General features: G+C 49.5%; 15 protein-coding genes. 2 read left to right on the top strand and 13 right to left on the bottom strand.

Translation table 11 applies throughout. The annotated features are described in order from the left end of the window. Positions 1-185: 185 nt before the first annotated feature. From IQ268_RS22915 to IQ268_RS22900, 4 genes are all read right to left on the bottom strand, one after another. Entirely contained in the window at positions 186-1,553 is a 1,368-nt protein-coding gene (locus tag IQ268_RS22915) for a cytosine deaminase (protein ID WP_193884094.1), read from the bottom strand. Between the two features lies 1 nt (position 1,554). Next, positions 1,555-2,400 carry an ABC transporter permease gene (locus IQ268_RS22910; protein WP_193884151.1) on the bottom strand — a complete coding sequence of 282 codons (846 nt, stop codon included), beginning with the start codon at positions 2,398-2,400 and terminating at the stop codon, positions 1,555-1,557. 169 nt (positions 2,401-2,569) lie between these two features. Continuing rightward, a complete protein-coding gene (locus IQ268_RS22905; RefSeq protein WP_193884092.1) occupies positions 2,570-3,340 on the bottom strand; it encodes a lipase family protein in 771 nt (256 codons plus the stop codon). Positions 3,341-3,695: 355 nt separating this feature from the next. Beyond that, complete coding sequence (locus IQ268_RS22900; protein ID WP_193884090.1) at positions 3,696-4,640, bottom strand: DUF5996 family protein; 945 nt, start codon at positions 4,638-4,640, stop codon at positions 3,696-3,698. Between the two features lie 534 nt (positions 4,641-5,174). On the opposite strand from IQ268_RS22900, the gene IQ268_RS22895 reads away from it, so the two are divergent. Both IQ268_RS22895 and IQ268_RS22890 read left to right on the top strand, forming a co-directional pair. Then, positions 5,175-8,327 (top strand): MFS transporter, encoded by a 3,153-nt coding sequence (locus tag IQ268_RS22895; RefSeq protein ID WP_193884088.1) that lies wholly within the window; start codon positions 5,175-5,177, stop codon positions 8,325-8,327. Positions 8,328-8,519: 192 nt separating this feature from the next. Next, positions 8,520-10,031, top strand: a complete 1,512-nt coding sequence (locus IQ268_RS22890; protein WP_339383507.1) for an amidohydrolase family protein — start codon at positions 8,520-8,522, stop codon at positions 10,029-10,031. A gap of 170 nt (positions 10,032-10,201) precedes the next feature. Here IQ268_RS22890 and IQ268_RS22885 read toward each other — a convergent pair whose 3' ends face one another. From IQ268_RS22885 to IQ268_RS22850, 9 genes are all read right to left on the bottom strand, one after another. Next, positions 10,202-10,801, bottom strand: a complete 600-nt coding sequence (locus tag IQ268_RS22885) for a class I SAM-dependent methyltransferase (RefSeq protein WP_193884085.1) — start codon at positions 10,799-10,801, stop codon at positions 10,202-10,204. A gap of 194 nt (positions 10,802-10,995) precedes the next feature. After that, positions 10,996-12,039 carry an aldo/keto reductase gene (locus IQ268_RS22880; RefSeq protein WP_193884084.1) on the bottom strand — a complete coding sequence of 348 codons (1,044 nt, stop codon included), beginning with the start codon at positions 12,037-12,039 and terminating at the stop codon, positions 10,996-10,998. Between the two features lie 135 nt (positions 12,040-12,174). Then, a complete protein-coding gene (locus tag IQ268_RS22875) occupies positions 12,175-13,068 on the bottom strand; it encodes an SDR family NAD(P)-dependent oxidoreductase (protein WP_193884083.1) in 894 nt (297 codons plus the stop codon). A 68-nt stretch (positions 13,069-13,136) separates the two neighbouring features. Beyond that, positions 13,137-13,985, bottom strand: a complete 849-nt coding sequence (locus IQ268_RS22870; protein ID WP_193884082.1) for an AraC family transcriptional regulator — start codon at positions 13,983-13,985, stop codon at positions 13,137-13,139. 103 nt (positions 13,986-14,088) lie between these two features. After that, on the bottom strand, positions 14,089-14,211 hold the full coding sequence (locus IQ268_RS33045) for a hypothetical protein (protein ID WP_255527251.1): 123 nt from the start codon (positions 14,209-14,211) through the stop codon (positions 14,089-14,091). 115 nt (positions 14,212-14,326) lie between these two features. Further along, entirely contained in the window at positions 14,327-14,614 is a 288-nt protein-coding gene (locus IQ268_RS22865) for a hypothetical protein (RefSeq protein WP_193884081.1), read from the bottom strand. Beyond that, entirely contained in the window at positions 14,598-14,873 is a 276-nt protein-coding gene (locus IQ268_RS22860) for a BrnT family toxin (protein ID WP_193884079.1), read from the bottom strand. Before IQ268_RS22860 ends, IQ268_RS22865 begins: the two co-directional genes overlap by 17 nt. A 35-nt stretch (positions 14,874-14,908) precedes the next feature. After that, positions 14,909-15,169, bottom strand: coding sequence for a hypothetical protein (locus IQ268_RS22855; protein WP_193884077.1), 261 nt, complete (start codon positions 15,167-15,169; stop codon positions 14,909-14,911). Positions 15,170-15,263: 94 nt separating this feature from the next. Next, the coding region (locus IQ268_RS22850; protein WP_228035646.1) for a hypothetical protein at positions 15,264-15,466 on the bottom strand (203 nt) is incomplete at its 5' end.

Here is a 15,466-nt window from a genome sequence, read left to right as displayed (position 1 = left end):
GAGAGACTGAGGCGATCGGCTATCAACCCATAGTTATAGCAAGAGCTATAGCAAGGCACAGACAAGCAATATGCAACGCTCTAACGTGGAACGTTAAAAGCTCTGCCCCTTGTTGCCTGGAGGCAGAGCCACTTTAAAGGCCGTCCCGGTAAACCCTGGGAACGAGTACAACCTCAAAACCATCGCTACAGCAAATCATCTAGTTCTGCATAGTCTGGCAGGGTGGTATCGATCGCCTTTCCGTTTCGTAAGACAATGCGATCGCTCTGGGGGCGAGACAACAATTCACTGTAATAGCGAGCTTTGAACACCACTAAATTGGCGGGTAACCCTACCCCCACACGGCCAGCCGTGGGCAGCTTCAATAAATCGGCAGGAGTCATCGTCACGGCTTTGCACCAATCGCCATAGGGAGCATCCAGGTGGGCAATGCGAGTCGATTGGGTAAATACTTCTAAACCGTCATGATCGCCAAACCCATGAAACGGATCGCGGCAATTGTCGCTGGCGACCGCCACCGGAATCCCATAATGCTTCAACTCGTGCAGTAAGGTTACTCCGCGCCAGCGTGGGGTATAGGTTGGCAGATTAGCAGCATGAGCCAGCGGATGGGCAGTTTTAGCCTGAGAGAAGTGTTGCGAGGCGGTTTGCTGCCGATCCTGCAAATAGAGGTTGCACATTGGTAAGCTGACAATGCCAATGCCAGCCTGCTTAACCACATCCATTGTTTTGAATACCTCCTCAGCCGATTGCACCGCCAGGCTACAGCAATGGCCGCAGATAACTTGTCCGCTGAAGTTATGGCGAATCGCCGCTTCAGCAACCCGTCGCAGAACAATATCGGCTGGGTTGCCGCTTTCGTCGGTGTGAAAGTCCAGATCAAGTCCCCGTTCGGTCGCCAGGTCAAACACGCGATCGAGCTGGCGATCGAGGTCATCGCTCATGATGGGAAACCCGCCTAACACGCCGCTCACCTTAGCAACCTGGTCAGCCAGGACTTCTCCTTCAGGGGTGAGAAAATAATCAAGCGGCACAAGAGAAACGGCTTGCAGCGTTATCCGGTCTGCCCATTGCTCTTTTAATGCCTTAAACACGCCGAGGCTAATGGTGGCCTGGTCATCGATCGCATCCAGATGGGTGCGAACGGCCTGGGTACCGTGGGCATAGCTGCACTTTAGCCCAAACTCCATACGGCGATACAGGTCTTCTGCATCCCAATACTTCTGGCGATCGTGGGTGACCAGGTTCAGAGCCGTCTCGAAACTGCCATCCCGGTTGGGCGATCGCCCCCAACTGTGCCCTTTATCCAGATGGGTATGCATATCCACAAAGCAAGGCCAGACCAGACCCCGCTTCAAATCAACAGTAGCCACTGGGTCGGGATGGGGCAACCCGGCAGAGACAATTTGAGTAATCAAGCCATCTTTGATTTCTAAATCGACAAAAACAAACTCAGATGTTTTCGTATCATGGGTAACGGTGTCGGTGCCAACCAGCAAAGGGATGGGCAGATGGGCATTAATTAACCAATAGTGGTTTGTATCTGGAATCACGCTAATTCTCCCGTTTAATCGCGCTTTCGTGCCATTGCCGCAGCAGCATATCTGATAACAGCGTCAGTGCCACAAAAATAAGGACTCCCAGCACAGTGGTCATCAATAAGGCGGCAAACATACGCGGAATTTGTAAATTGAAGCTAGACATCAAAATCTGGTAAGCAATGCCAGACTGCGTTCCCCCCGTTCCTGCCACAAACTCGGCTACGACGGCCCCAATCAACGCCAGCCCACCGCTGATGCGTAAGCCACCCAAAAAGTAGGGCATGGCGCTTGGTAGCCGCAAATACAATAGGGTTTGCCAGCGCGATGCTTTGTACAGTTGAAACAGGTTGACCAGGTTGTGGTCGGCGCTGTTGAGTCCTAACGTGGTGTTGGACAAAATGGGGAAGAAGGCCACAATCCAGGCGCAAATCACCAGCGAGACAAAGGTGGATTGTTCACCCGGAACGAGTTGCCGCACCCATAGAATAATTAGCGGTGCGATCGCCACAATCGGAGTGGTTTGCAAAATCACGGCGTAGGGAAAGAAGCTGCGCTCGATCCACTTACTTTGGGTGAAGATAACGGCAATTAACAGACCAGTGGCGATCGCCGCTATAAAGGCCACGATCGTAATCTTGAGGGTGACCAGCAACGAGGGAAACAGGGTATTCCAGTCTTGAATCAGCGTTTGCAAGACCAGAATAGGGCCAGGTAAAAGATAGGGAGGGATGCCGCTAACCCGTACGGTTACTTCCCAAACCACCAGGACGACAATACCAACCACCAGCGGGGCAATAACATCTGCCGAGAGAAAAGGTTTGGCTAAAGCGGTGGCCTTGCCGTTGCGATCGCCAGTCAAAACAGGCGGGGTAGGAGAGGAGCGATTAGAACCATTCACGCCAGAAAAACAAAGACATCACATTACATGCTACCTCTCTGGCTCTGGGAATTTGTCGCAATTGAGCAATTGAGCTGCATCCTATCATCTAACCGCTTGCGATGCTCGATCGCTTCCACGCTCGCTGCAATCATCCCCGTTGATTAGCTGCCAATTCTTTCAGCGCCGTGATGTAGAGTTCGATGTCATGATCTTTAAAGCGTCGGGTTAAAAAGTTGAGGCTAAAGCGAGACCCTAACCGCTGTTCGGTATCCACATGGCTATAGCCCTGCCAGGGTCGTGGCAACGCGGCCACCATATCCATGCCATAAACGAACCGATAGCTATTGGGAACACGACGATTGAACGATTCTCTGAATCCATCGTTTCCTACTCTGGGCGTTCCGAAGGTGTAAATGTCGATCGCCACATCCGAGAAGTTATATTGAATATCCACCGCACACAGGGTTGCCAAAGCGCCACCCAAACTATGACCTGTGACCGTAACCTTGGCGGCTGCATGGTTGTTTAAGTAGGTGTGAATCGTGTCCCGAACAGACAGGTAAGCATCGGCAAATCCCTGATGCATTTTTGCACCCGATCGGCTTTCTCCTGCATAGGGGTATACCTGCTCTCGCTCCTGTACAATTTGCGCTTCAACCACTTCCCGCCGAAACTCTACCACTTTTTGCTGAATGTTGAAGTTGGTGTTCCAGTCGATGCGTTTTTCACTGCCCCGAAACACAATGTAGTTACAGGCTCCATCAACATCTGAAACAATGGCGCATTGAGTATCGGTTCTAGACTGCTCGATGAAATTGGGAGCGATGTTAGGATAGCCACTAAATCGCAGGCTAGAAAAATCTCGGTAGACCTCTTGTGATAGCAGCGCACATGTGACGGCTTTAGAGTAGTCCAGCATCGGATGTTCCTTGCATTGATGAAGTGGATACCAGATAGGTGTCAGTCGTTACCAGATCAACCGAATTTTATCTCGTCACCCCTCTAGCCTCTGATAAATGAAATATTTATTTTCACTGGAGTCAGGCCGTTCTGTACTGACCAGTCTGTTGGCTAACGCTTACATGTTCCTAACTTTCTCAAACTCATGATGGGATGTTGTTCAATGTTCTCTGGAGAATGTAATCAGGGCGATCGCGCAGTCAATGAAGCGATCGCCCTGATTATGAACGCAACGGTGTTATTACACTCAAGACATTGGTGCTGGTAGCCGCAGCAGCCTCAACATGTAATCCAATGATGGTTTCGCAGACAACTTAACCCTTAACCACTGGCTTGTATTCTAATGTGGCTCGATCCCACCCTCCTAAATTAGCGGCTGCTTCGTACGTAGTTTGGAGAAATTCCAGCACGGCTGTATCTGGATCATCAGCTTGCCGCACGGCTTCATAGGGCAGGACAAATTCTTGCATATCCGCGCTATAAAAGGCTGTTTCAGGTTGAATGGAATACTCCTTAAATCCATCCGGAGTCGGGTAAGCATAGGCATAAAACAGGGCTTCGATTGAGCCACCTCCAAACCAAAAGCCACAACTGCTCACCTCATGCGAGTAGGCTTCTCGCGTTACCCAATCTGCCATGTTGGGCACTCCACCGGGATGGTCTGGAGCCTGCCGCCCTGAGAAGCGAGTTACCGCCAAATCAAAGCTGCCCCAAAAGAAATGCACCGGGCTACACTTTCCGGCATAACGGGAGCGAAATACCGTCATGAGGCGATCGGCTTGCACCAAAATTCGCCAGAAGCGTTGAGCCGACTCTGGGTCGTAAGCCACATGTTGAGTATCTTGCTCAAACGGGATGGGATCAGTCACCTCTTGCGGCATGGTCCAAATCTGCACATCGATTCCAATGTCCTTCAACGTACTCATTACCGCTTGATAGAAATCGGCAACGGAGCGAGGTGTGAGTTCAATGGTTCTGGTGATACCATCGCTGGTTTCGATTAAAAGTTGATGATTGAGAAAATCAAAGGTAATTTGAAAGGTACCAGTGCCATAGTGAATCGTCGAAGTCGTTAGCCCACGGGTTGTAACATACAGGGTCGAGTGCCACCAATGGTTAATTTTGGGAGCTAATGCCAACCGAATTTTGCCAACCACTTGTGTCCACAGGTGCAGCGTTTCGCGAGTGTCTTGCCATGCGGCAATGGGCAATGGAGGCCAAATCATATTGGTCAACGAATGAGGCGCGGAACCAACCATAGTGTGAACCTCTGTGCAGAAACTGGTGCAGAAATCAGTGCAATTCCTGGATTTATGATCCAGGATTATAAATACGGTAAACCGATAGAGGTTTAGCCTTTCATTTCCACTGAAAGGTTTATACTTTGATTCAGCAACTTCAACCTCCAGCTTGCAACTAAACGTCCGGGTATAGGGTTGCAAAGCACTGATTGGTAAACTGCGATCGCATCAGTCGGGTGAGCGATGGCGCAACGAGGTTCAGGGCATGGGATGGGGGAGGGGTATGCGTCGTTCCTCGTCAAAAAAAGTAGTCTACTTTACCAACTGGCTTAGCAACAGACTCACTCTTTGGGCAGAGTCCTCTCCTGTTCTCTAGGGGAGGGTGAGGCAGAAAGGAACCACTAAATTGAAGTGGAAACTAGCCAGTTGAACGAATGCTCTTCTTGGTCTCAACCGATGGCGTTGTTTATAGATGTACTGGCGATGCGAAGCAGCAGACGGTAGATAAGCTCTGTTGCGCGATCGCCGATCTCAGGTTTAGGAAAGGACAATATGATGCTTCAACTCACAGCAATGCTGGGATGGTCTGGCCATCTCAGTAGATTGACACATTCTGACGCTCGTTTGTTAGCTCAAACGGCGATCGCTCCAACTTCCCACGAATCAGCCTTAGCCTTTCTGTATGGCCCACAGTTTTTTATTGCTTTAATCGCTGGCGTCGTCATGGCGTTTGCGTTTCAGTTCTTGTTAACTAACTTTTCCGTAGCAGTCGGTTTGTCTGGGGGAACCAATCCCTTAGAGACGGATGTAGACGGTTGGGGTAAAAAAATCCGCACCATTGAATTGCGCGTCGGCGGGTGGACTGTCTTCATCGTGAATGTCGCCCTGTTTATTGCCTGTTTTCTGGCGGTGAAGCTAACCCTGATTAATAATGCGTGGCTTGCTGCCATCGTCAGCATTGTGATTTGGTCAGTTTACTTCTTGCTGCTGCTCTGGTCGGGTTCTCAAGCAGTGGGTTCTCTGGTCGGTTCGGTTACCAATGCCGCTGGCGCTGGCGCACAGGGCATAACCTCTACCGTTGCCACCGCATTGAGCGGCACTGCTGTTAATAGCCAGGTGGTTAATACGGTGGAAGCGTCGATAGAGGCTGTTACCCAGCAGTTGCGCTCGGCGATCGCCCCTGATCAAATGCGAGAAACGGTTGAAGATTACTTGTCCAACGTGCAAGTCCCTCAGCTTAATCTCGCTGGAGTAGGCAATCAGTTCGTTAAGCTGTTGCAGAATGCCGATCTGGAATCCATTGCAGAGGGTGACCTGCTCAATACAGTGAACCGTGAAACGCTGCTCAACTTGGTGAGCAGTCGCACTGACCTATCCCAGCAGGAAATTGAGCAGATAACCGACCAGCTAGAAGCGGCATGGAAGCAAGTTGTTGGCTCTCGATCGCAGCAAAACGGTCAAGGAGCGCCGAATCAGGTGCAAACAGCATTGGTCGAGACGCTAGCATCGGCAATGCCAGAAAACGGACAATCCGTGGAGCAATTGCGCGATCGCCTTCAGCAGCTCCTTCAACCGCAGCAGAATCAGAAGTCGCAAGGATCGAGTACGAGAGATCAGGTCTTGCAGATGGGTATTAACACCCTTGTTTCTACCGTGTTGCAACAAACCAATCCAGCCGATCCAAACACCCAAAACATCACTGAACAGTTGAATACGCTGGTTCAGCAAGCTAAGGAGCAAGCTGGCAAGGTTAGCCATGCGGTGAGCGATGGTGCCCGTTCAAGCGTTCAGGGGCTGCAAACCGATGTTGAACATTACCTGCTCGATTCTCCATCGTGGTATTTGAAACCGGATAGTCTCGATCAGGGCTTTCGAGAGGTCATTTACGATCCAGAGGCCGATCCAGGATTAGTGCGGCAGCAGCTAGAACGTTTAAACCGAACCTATTTTGTAGATATCTTAAACCAACGAGAGGGAACGCTTCCCCAACAGATCAACGACATTGCCGATGAGTTAGAAGTGATTCGTCGTGAAGTTCTTGATCAAGTGCAGATCGCAGAAGAACAGGAGCGATCGCAGGACTTACGCAATCGGGTTGAAGATTACCTGAAATCTGCGCCTAAAGAAACGTTGACTTCAGAGGACGTTCAGCCAAACTTTATCGGGGTCTTAGCCGATTCAGAGGTTAGCTATGAAGTGTTAGGTAATCGAATACTTCAGTTTGACCGCAACACGCTGATGCAAATGCTGCTGGCCGGACGGCAAGACCTGAGCCAGGATGAAGCAGAGCAAGTTTTAAGCCAGCTTGAAAGCGCTCGCGATATGTTTCTCAATCGCTCTCGGGAGGAATGGGAGCAGGTGCAAGCAGAGGCTATCGGATTGCAGCAACGAGTGGAAGAGTATCTGCGGCATACGAACCTGGAAGACCTTCAGCCAGAAGGCATTCAGCGCGAACTGCGAGCATTGCTGGACGATCCACAAGCAGGGGCGCTAGCGCTGCGTGAGAGACTGTCTCAGTTCGATCGCGACACGCTCGTTCAGTGGTTATCCCAGCGTCAAGACCTGAACGAGGAGCAGATCAACCGGGTGATCGATCAGGTTGAGTCCGTTCGAGATACGGTTTTGCAGGTGCCGCAACAGGTCGCCAGTCAAGCGCAGGAGCAATACGACCAGGTGATGAGCCAAATAGCCGACTATTTGCGAAATACCAATCTAGACGAACTTAATCCAGAGGGGATTCGCCACGATCTGACGACCCTACTCAATCAACCCAGAACCGGGGCGTTGGCCTTACGCGATCGCCTCTCTCAGGTTGATCGAGATACGTTGGTGGCGTTGCTCAACCAGCGGGACGATTTGAATGAAGATCAGATCAACCAGTTGATCGATCAGGTACAAGAAACCATTGGCAACGTTGTACGAGCGCCCCGACAATTGGCAAAGCGTACCGCAAAGCAAGTCCGCGATTTCCCAACCAACCTGAGCGAGTATTTGCGGAACACGCACAAAGACGAGCTGAATCCAGAAGGGATTCGTCGTGACTTGCAACGGTTGCTCAAACAGCCGGGGGCAGGATTGGAGCAACTCGGCGATCGCTTCTCCCAGTTCGATCGCTCCACGCTGGTGGCGCTCCTGTCAGAGCGAGACGATATCTCTGAAGATGAAGCTAACCGGATTGTGGATCAAGTTGAATCGGTGGGTAACCAATTGATTGAACAGGGTCAAAAACTGCAACGTCGGCTGCAATCGGTGGTGGATGGTGTTTTTGCTCAGGTTCGAGAGTATCTGAATTCACTCGATCGGGAGGAACTCAACTACGAGGGAATTAAACGGGATCTAAGAAAGCTGTTCGATGACCCGGAAGCTGGGTTTGATGCCTTGGGCGATCGCCTCTCCCAGTTTGATCGAGATACTCTGGTTGCGTTGCTCAGCTCTCGTTCTGATATGTCTGAAGCACAGGCTGACCGCATCATTGATCAAGTTGAAGCGGCACGAGATAGCGTGCTGGGTCGGGCAAAATGGCTGCAAGCAGAAGCCGAAAAACGTATCAAAGAGCTGCAAGGTAAAGCTAAGGAGCAGGCTAGAGAGGCTCAAAAAACGGTGGCTACAGCAGCTTGGTGGCTGTTTGGTGCGGCTTTAACTTCTGTGGCAACGGCTGCGATCGCTGGAGTTCTTGCCGCAGGCGGCTTGACCGTCTTCAGTTAATTGCGGTTTAAGCCATCAAAGATATGGCTCAAACGCTCATAATCTGACATCAATACAGGGGCAGTGAGAAACACTGCCCCTATCTTTTTCTCTCATTTACCGAAATTTGGTACACAACAAACGGACACAATCTAGTTCTATGCGTACCCTGAGTCTGCTACAGGGTTAATTTGGGTTAAATGAGGAGTGGACGTGAGTTTATTCATTAAAAATGGATTGGTTTTGTCGTCCGCTGATGCTGTGCCCCAAATTGCTGATATTAAAATTGAGGGCAATCAAATTGTTGAAGTCGGGCAAACTACTGCTTCAAATTCAGATCATGTTATAGACGCATCTGGCTTGCTGCTGGCTCCTGGCTTAATTAACGGGCATTTTCATTCTCACGAACATTTTCATAAAGGACGGTATGATAACCTGCCGCTGGAGCTATGGATGCATTTTGTTCGACCTCCGGTTGGCGCAGAACCGCTGACTCCTGAGCAAGTGTATCTACGCACCATGATTGGTGCGATCGAGGCATTGCGAACTGGAACTACCTTTGTTGTTGATGATGTCAACCATGCTCCCTGGTTTTCCCAGGACTGTATTGATGCGGTGTTTCGAGCCTATCAGGATATTGGATTACGAGCGTTGGTAAGCGTGAGTCTGTTTGATTTACCGTTTCATCGCTCGGTGCCGTTTTTTGATGAGGAGATGCCAGCAGTGATCCGTCAACCGCTGGATACCCAACCCCCTCCCGATCGCGATCGCCTTCTGGATCTAGCTAAACATCTAGCTCATCAGCATCACCCGCAGCGGCATCGCGTTGGTTATATCGTTGCGCCATCGGCTCCACAGCGCTGTAGTGATACCTTTTTGCTGCAATTGCATCAGTTAGCAGAACAGCAAAACCTGCCGATGATGATGCACGTGTTGGAAACTCGGCTACAAGCGGTGACAGCAGGCTTACTTTACCAGCGGTCAATGGTCGCTCACTTAGCCGAACTGGGTATTCTATCGCCTCGTTTGGCTTTACAGCACTGTGTTTGGTCAACAGCCAACGATATTGAACATCTGGCTAATGCGGGAAGCAGTGCCGTGTACAATCCGCTGTCTAATTTGAAATTGGGTAGCGGCCAGATGCCGCTACGGCATTTCATACAGGCAGGGGTTAATGTGGCTCTGGCCAGCGATGGATGTGGCTCTAGAGACAGCGTTAATATGCTGTCGGTGGTGCAGGCTACTGCGCTACTCAATAAGTCTCCGCAAACGCTACCCGCACAATGGCTATCGGCAGAAGAGGCGTTTCGCCTGGGGACAGAGGGTGGCGCACGGGCGTTTGGGTATGCCGATCGCCTCGGTCGGATTGAACCAGGATACCTGGCTGATATTGTTGGATATCGGCTATCAACTCCTGCCTTTATCCCGCTCAACCATCCTCTGCGGCAGTTAGTGTATGCAGAAACGGGATGTGCGGTTGATTTGGTAGTGAGTGATGGGATTGCCGTGATGCAACACGGACAGTTAACCCAAATCAATGAATCCGCTTTAATTGCAGAAATTCTCTCGACCCATCAATCTTTGTTGCGATCGCTAGAAGCCTCGGAAGCGGCAGTTTCTCAACTGTTGCCCTACTATCGTCGGATTTGCGATCGCTGCCGAACCGTGCCCGTTGATCCAGACATTGTAACCTGGGACAATCACCCCAGCGGCAGTACCGCGTGAATCTGGCCTGTTGAACTAAATTCATTAGTGCAAAAGGTGGTGATAGCCTCTAATGGAGTCGTTGCAACGGTTTGCACCATTGATGCCATTGTGTCCTGTTTTATTTCAGAAAAGGACGAGTTAACGCTCAGATTTTTTAAAGCCTGTTGATTGTTTGTACGCTCATTGGCTCAAACCTTTTGTGCGATGACATAAAGATGTTGCTCTGGATACTGATCGTACTCCAGGTGCCTACATATACATCCTGCTTCCGATAACACTTCGAGCATTTTAGGAATGCCAAGCACGCTGTAATACATCTGATGCCCCATTGCGCCGTCTACTTTTTCAGTAGGCGCATCCAGTCCGCCTGTGGTAAATATACAAATTCCTCCGGGCATCAGGACTTCCAAAATCCGTTTCAACACCATTTCATGCTCCTGCAAAGGCAGATGCCAAATGCTGTCCCATGCTGAAATGAAGTTGTATCGTCTGGGGAACGGCCAACTGCAAATGTCTGCCTGATGAAAAGTAATGTCAGGGTGACGTTGCTTTGCTAGTTCGACCATCTGGCCTGAAATATCAACTCCTTCGACGGAGAATCCGTAACGCCTCAGAAGGTCGATGATTCTGCCGTTGCACCCGCAACCAATATCCAGGGCGTATTGCTTTTCTTTCACAAAAGCGATAGCTCGTTCGTGCTGCTTAACTCCATCCGTGCGAGGAAATGCGTCGCTGTTCCAAACGTCGGCGATTTGATCGTAGCTTTTTGCAATTTCCTCCGGTCTCATCTTGTGTCGCCATCCTTTTTCTCTTGCAAGTCTCGCTCACTATCACGCCGCGCGCAAGCTCCCAACGATCCTGGTCGGCGGTTGTAAGTATCTTCTGCAACGTACTGGTAATTTTGAACAATCCGCTGCGCCAGGCTTTATGGGGGCTGCTTGTGGGGGGACTGCCTATCACTCCTATGCTTCACCTAGCTCTTTCACTGACTCTTGGAATCTGTATCGAAGGCTGCTTTGACTTTGGCATCCCAACCCAAGCCTTGCATCCAACCCGGGTAAAGCGAGGGTGGGACAGTGAGGATATCCAGTTGCTCAATCTCGGCTGTAGAGAGCGTGAGATCTGCCGCTTTCAAGTTGTCTTCAAGCTGGTGCATTTTATTGGCTCCAACGATGACAGAAGAAATAAAGGGTTTGGTGAGAATCCAGGCGATCGCCACTTGAGCAGGAGATGCATCATGGGCTTGAGCAATTGGCGTAATAGCATCCACTACGTCATAGCCCTGCTCTACATCGATTGGCGGCAGCTTGAACTCGTTCAATCTGGCTCCTGCTGGCGTTGGGTTTTTGCGGGTATATTTGCCGCTCAAAAAGCCACCCGCTAAAGGACTCCATACCAATACCCCAATGCCTGCATCTTCGACAAACGGAACGACTTCATGTTCCAAATCTCGACCCAGCAACGAGTAATACATTTGCGCCGCAATAAATTGAGCATAGTTGTGGTGTTTTTGAATGCCCACCATTTTTGCCGCTTTCCACGCCGGAAAATTGGAATAGCCGATGTAGCGCACTTTGCCCTGCCGCACCAGATCATCTAAAGCGCGTAAGGTTTCTTCTAGAGGCGTGATTGGATCAGGGATATGAAGCTGATAAAGATCGATATAGTCAGTGTTGAGTCGCTTCAGACTGGCTTCTGCCGCCATCATGATGTGACGATAAGATGACCCGGCATCGGTAATGGCGTTCCCCAATCGAAAGCCTGCTTTTGTGGCGATGATCACCTCATCTCGACGATTTGCAAGGGCTTTGCCTAGCATAACTTCCGATTGTCCATTGGTGTAGGCATCGGCAGTATCAAATAGGTTAATTCCAGCATCCATGACGCGACCAACCATTTGATCCGCCATCGACTGATCAATGCTGTTGGTGACTCCAGGAACAAGCTGACCTTCACCAAAGGTCATTGCCCCAAAAGAGAGCCGCGATATCACTAAGCCAGTTCTGCCAAGGGTTGTGTATTGCATAATTTTTCTCTACTGTGCCAGTCGATCGGGTAAGGGGTTTAGAGGATAGACTCTCCAGAAAAACTGATCTGCTTGATGTTGATCGCTCAAACGTTTTGGGCTTCTACAATCTTGCCATGTTCAATTACCGCTAACCTACTTTGTGAGATAGCCGCCTGTTGCGTCTAAATCCATACCTGTAATGCAGCTTGCATCATCAGAACAGAGGAACATCACGCTTCTAGCGATCTCTTCGGGTCTAACGATCCGCTTAATCGGATAATCCTGTGAAACGGTTTCAAAGTTTGTATTCCAGGCTGCTAGAGCACGGCGCAACATGGGCGTATCGACTGCACCCGGAGCGATCGCATTGACACGGATATTTTTGTCTGCATATTCCAGCGCAGCAACTTTTGTCAGTGAAACAACGGCATGTTTGCTGGCACTGTAGGGTGCAATAGTCGCAAAACCAACATGACTAGAAACCGATGCGTTGTTGACAATCACACCGTTGCCCTGACGCAACATATGCGGAATCTCATACTTCATTGATAAAAAAACGCCAGTTGCATTTGTCGTCATGACATCCATCCAATCGTTTAGAGAGCGATCGGCTATGGTGCTAGGAGAACTTTCAATTCCAGCATTGTTAAAAGCAATATCGATGCGCCCATACTGCTCTACGCAGCCATCCACAAACGCTTTTACATCCTCCTCAATTCGGACATCGGCTCGTTGATACGTCGCTTTTCCGCCTATATCACAAATACTTTGAGCAATCTGCTCCCCTAACATTTCCCGCCGACCGCAAAAGTGAACAGTAGCTCCCTCGGCAGCAAATGCCCGCGCAGTCGCTTCTCCAATCCCCGAGGTGGCTCCAGTAATCAGCACCACTTTACCTGTAAATCGACCGTCAGTATTTACGCTAGCTTGAGGTTCAGGTGGAGTTTGGGTATTTGCTTGAGCCGATTGAACCGCCATTACGGTTGCAAATCCAGTGATTCCGATCGCTCCAGTTGTGAGAATTTGACGACGGCTGATCTCTGACATAATTTCTGACCTGATTTCCTCAAAGATCGATAAATGACAGAATACTATGCCGGATACTTTTGACAGGTCTAGGAAAATATTGCTGTTTTGCTGACATACGCTCCTGGTGACACCCCAACTTGACGTTTGAAGTGCCAGCCAAAATGACTCTGATCGTAGAACCCTGTTGTGGTGGCAACCTCGGTGATCGAGTATCCCTGAGCCAACAGCTTCTTTGCTTGAGCAATTCGGAGCTGAGTTTGGTAAACACTAGAAGACACGCCGACTTCTTTGCGAAAGACACGGCAGAAATGAAATCGACTTAATCCGGCGATCGCGGCCAACGTGTCTAAAGAAATATCACTGGTATAGTGAGCTTGAAGATAGTCACAAGCAAGCATGACATCTGTACGGCTTGACTTTAAATAACGAACAGAAGGGCTATTTGAGCCGTAGCGACTAATCAGACAGGAGAGAAAATCCCAAAGGGCTACATCGTACTCCAACTTAGAATTCCTCTGCTTTGCCGCTGTCTGCAATGTTAAAAACAACTGATTCAACATTGAATCAGTGAGAAATGCTGCTGAGAAGAAGGGAAGACTGACAGTCTTTTCAGCCATTTCAGCCGCAACCGTTTGTAACCATGTTGGATTGATATGCATCATTTCAAAATGGGCAGGTGCAGTGAGATGAGTGCGATCGCTGGGTGCATGAACTTCACCGGAATGGATCACACTCAAGCTTCCAGTTGGAATGGAATGGTACTTACCGCGATAATAATATTCACCGTTGCAGTCAAAACTTAAACCAAACTGATATTCTTCATGAGAATGTTTAGCAAGCGGCTCCACAAAGCCTGATGTATAAGCATATTGCTCTAGCAAAATCCCATCCGATTCCCATGCATGAACAGAAATCTGTGCTGCTTTGTTTTCCATAAAAGCAATTTAATGTTGTGTCCCACAGATTATCTCGGTCACGTTCCTACCGATAACTTAGCCAGCTAACGACTAAAATCAGCGATCGCAGATGATGTTCAACTTAACACAAGGGAATGGGGCAATCCGCTGCATCGATCGCCCCCAACCTCTTAACTTGAAGCGTTTCATCGATCGCTTTCACTAACCTGTTTCCACCATTACCTTCCGGAACGGTTGCTACCAAACCGATCGCCTCAAAACACGGTCTACCCCGATCGCTACGGGGACGTTTTGGATATGAGCGATCGCCTTTAATGACAAGTGCAAGACCTTGGTGCGGAGCCAGCTAACGACCCTGTTCACCCACCGCTAACATCTTCTCGAACTTGACCACCCATCTCTGAACGGTTGGGTGCAACGGGATTGTTAGCTGGCTGGCGCTGAGCAACCTGCATCAATAACCGTAACGCTTCATTTACAGCATCCTTAGTCGGAAACGCTTGAGCGACATCAGGATCAAGAAGAACTAGATTCGTCCCTGCTCGATAACGCTCAACATACTTACCTCTTACACCCCCTTCGAGTTGAGAGAAGTCGTACTCAGGACGTAATTCATCTTCCATTTCGCTATCAGCTTTCTTGTTCATAAAATCTCCTTTCCTGACGAGTAGCTTTACGGGCACTAATAATTCGTATTTTCTCTCCTCGGTCAGTGTGAGCAACGATTAAGAGCTGACCGAATCTCGATAAGCCAATGATAACGTAGCGACTTTCTCCAATTGAATGATCTGGATCGGGAAAAGTGACGGACAGCGAATCGCCAAACACAGTAGCAGCTTCCTCGAAAGAAACATTGTGCTTTTCGTAGTTTGACCTTGCTTTATCTGGGTTCCACTCAAATTCCATCCAAACCACTCGCTATCAACCATAGTTTGCAAAGTCTAGTAGCTAATTTGCTCCCAATCTGCCTCAGGGCAATATTTATCTTTACGCAGGGTTTTGACAAAGTAACCTGAAGCGCGATCGAACAACACATCAAACTCGCTGTTTAGCATTCTCAAATCGATCGGAATCATTTGAGCGGGAGGTGTTTCCTGATCTCTACCATCTGCCAGTCCAATACCAGCACAAGGAATGATTGTAATTTCTCCGTTCCGTAAACAACCCAGAACTCTTGCTGGATAGCGCCAGTATTTAGACATTTTCACCAGCAAATTGATACATGAACGACGAAATAATCATTGAGTCCAACAGGTAACCTGCAAAATTACCGCCATAACTTACAAACAAAGCCAGCTAACGTTGCCCATCACCCGCCGCAGATAAGGTCAAATGCTCACAGATAACCTCTTGGCGGTCGGGTGCATGGGCGTTATGGGGGGACAGGACTGAAGCGGAGGATATAAACTCAGCTTCAGCACTGGGACGCAGGGTGGGAGACGACCATGCATTGGGTGACATTTGATGTCTACTAACATATCGCCTCGCCCCACCCTGTG

This window comes from Oculatella sp. LEGE 06141, from assembly GCF_015207605.1.
In the GTDB taxonomy this organism is placed as follows: domain Bacteria; phylum Cyanobacteriota; class Cyanobacteriia; order Elainellales; family Elainellaceae; genus Oculatella.
The sequence above is the reverse complement of the archived record's forward strand: the minus strand, read 5'-3'. Positions and strand labels throughout refer to the sequence as shown.

Bases quoted from the DNA above. Each gene is read 5' to 3' on its own strand.
- IQ268_RS22905 (WP_193884092.1), bottom strand. From the start codon at position 3,340: ATGCTGGACTACTCTAAAGCCGTCACATGTGCGCTGCTATCACAAGAG.
- IQ268_RS22900 (WP_193884090.1), bottom strand. From the start codon at position 4,640: ATGGTTGGTTCCGCGCCTCATTCGTTGACCAATATGATTTGGCCTCCA.
- IQ268_RS22895 (WP_193884088.1), top strand. From the start codon at position 5,175: ATGATGCTTCAACTCACAGCAATGCTGGGATGGTCTGGCCATCTCAGT.
- IQ268_RS22885 (WP_193884085.1), bottom strand. From the start codon at position 10,801: ATGAGACCGGAGGAAATTGCAAAAAGCTACGATCAAATCGCCGACGTT.
- IQ268_RS22880 (WP_193884084.1), bottom strand. From the start codon at position 12,039: ATGCAATACACAACCCTTGGCAGAACTGGCTTAGTGATATCGCGGCTC.
- IQ268_RS22875 (WP_193884083.1), bottom strand. From the start codon at position 13,068: ATGTCAGAGATCAGCCGTCGTCAAATTCTCACAACTGGAGCGATCGGA.
- IQ268_RS22870 (WP_193884082.1), bottom strand. From the start codon at position 13,985: ATGGAAAACAAAGCAGCACAGATTTCTGTTCATGCATGGGAATCGGAT.
- IQ268_RS22865 (WP_193884081.1), bottom strand. From the start codon at position 14,614: ATGAACAAGAAAGCTGATAGCGAAATGGAAGATGAATTACGTCCTGAG.
- IQ268_RS22860 (WP_193884079.1), bottom strand. From the start codon at position 14,873: ATGGAATTTGAGTGGAACCCAGATAAAGCAAGGTCAAACTACGAAAAG.
- IQ268_RS22855 (WP_193884077.1), bottom strand. From the start codon at position 15,169: ATGTCTAAATACTGGCGCTATCCAGCAAGAGTTCTGGGTTGTTTACGG.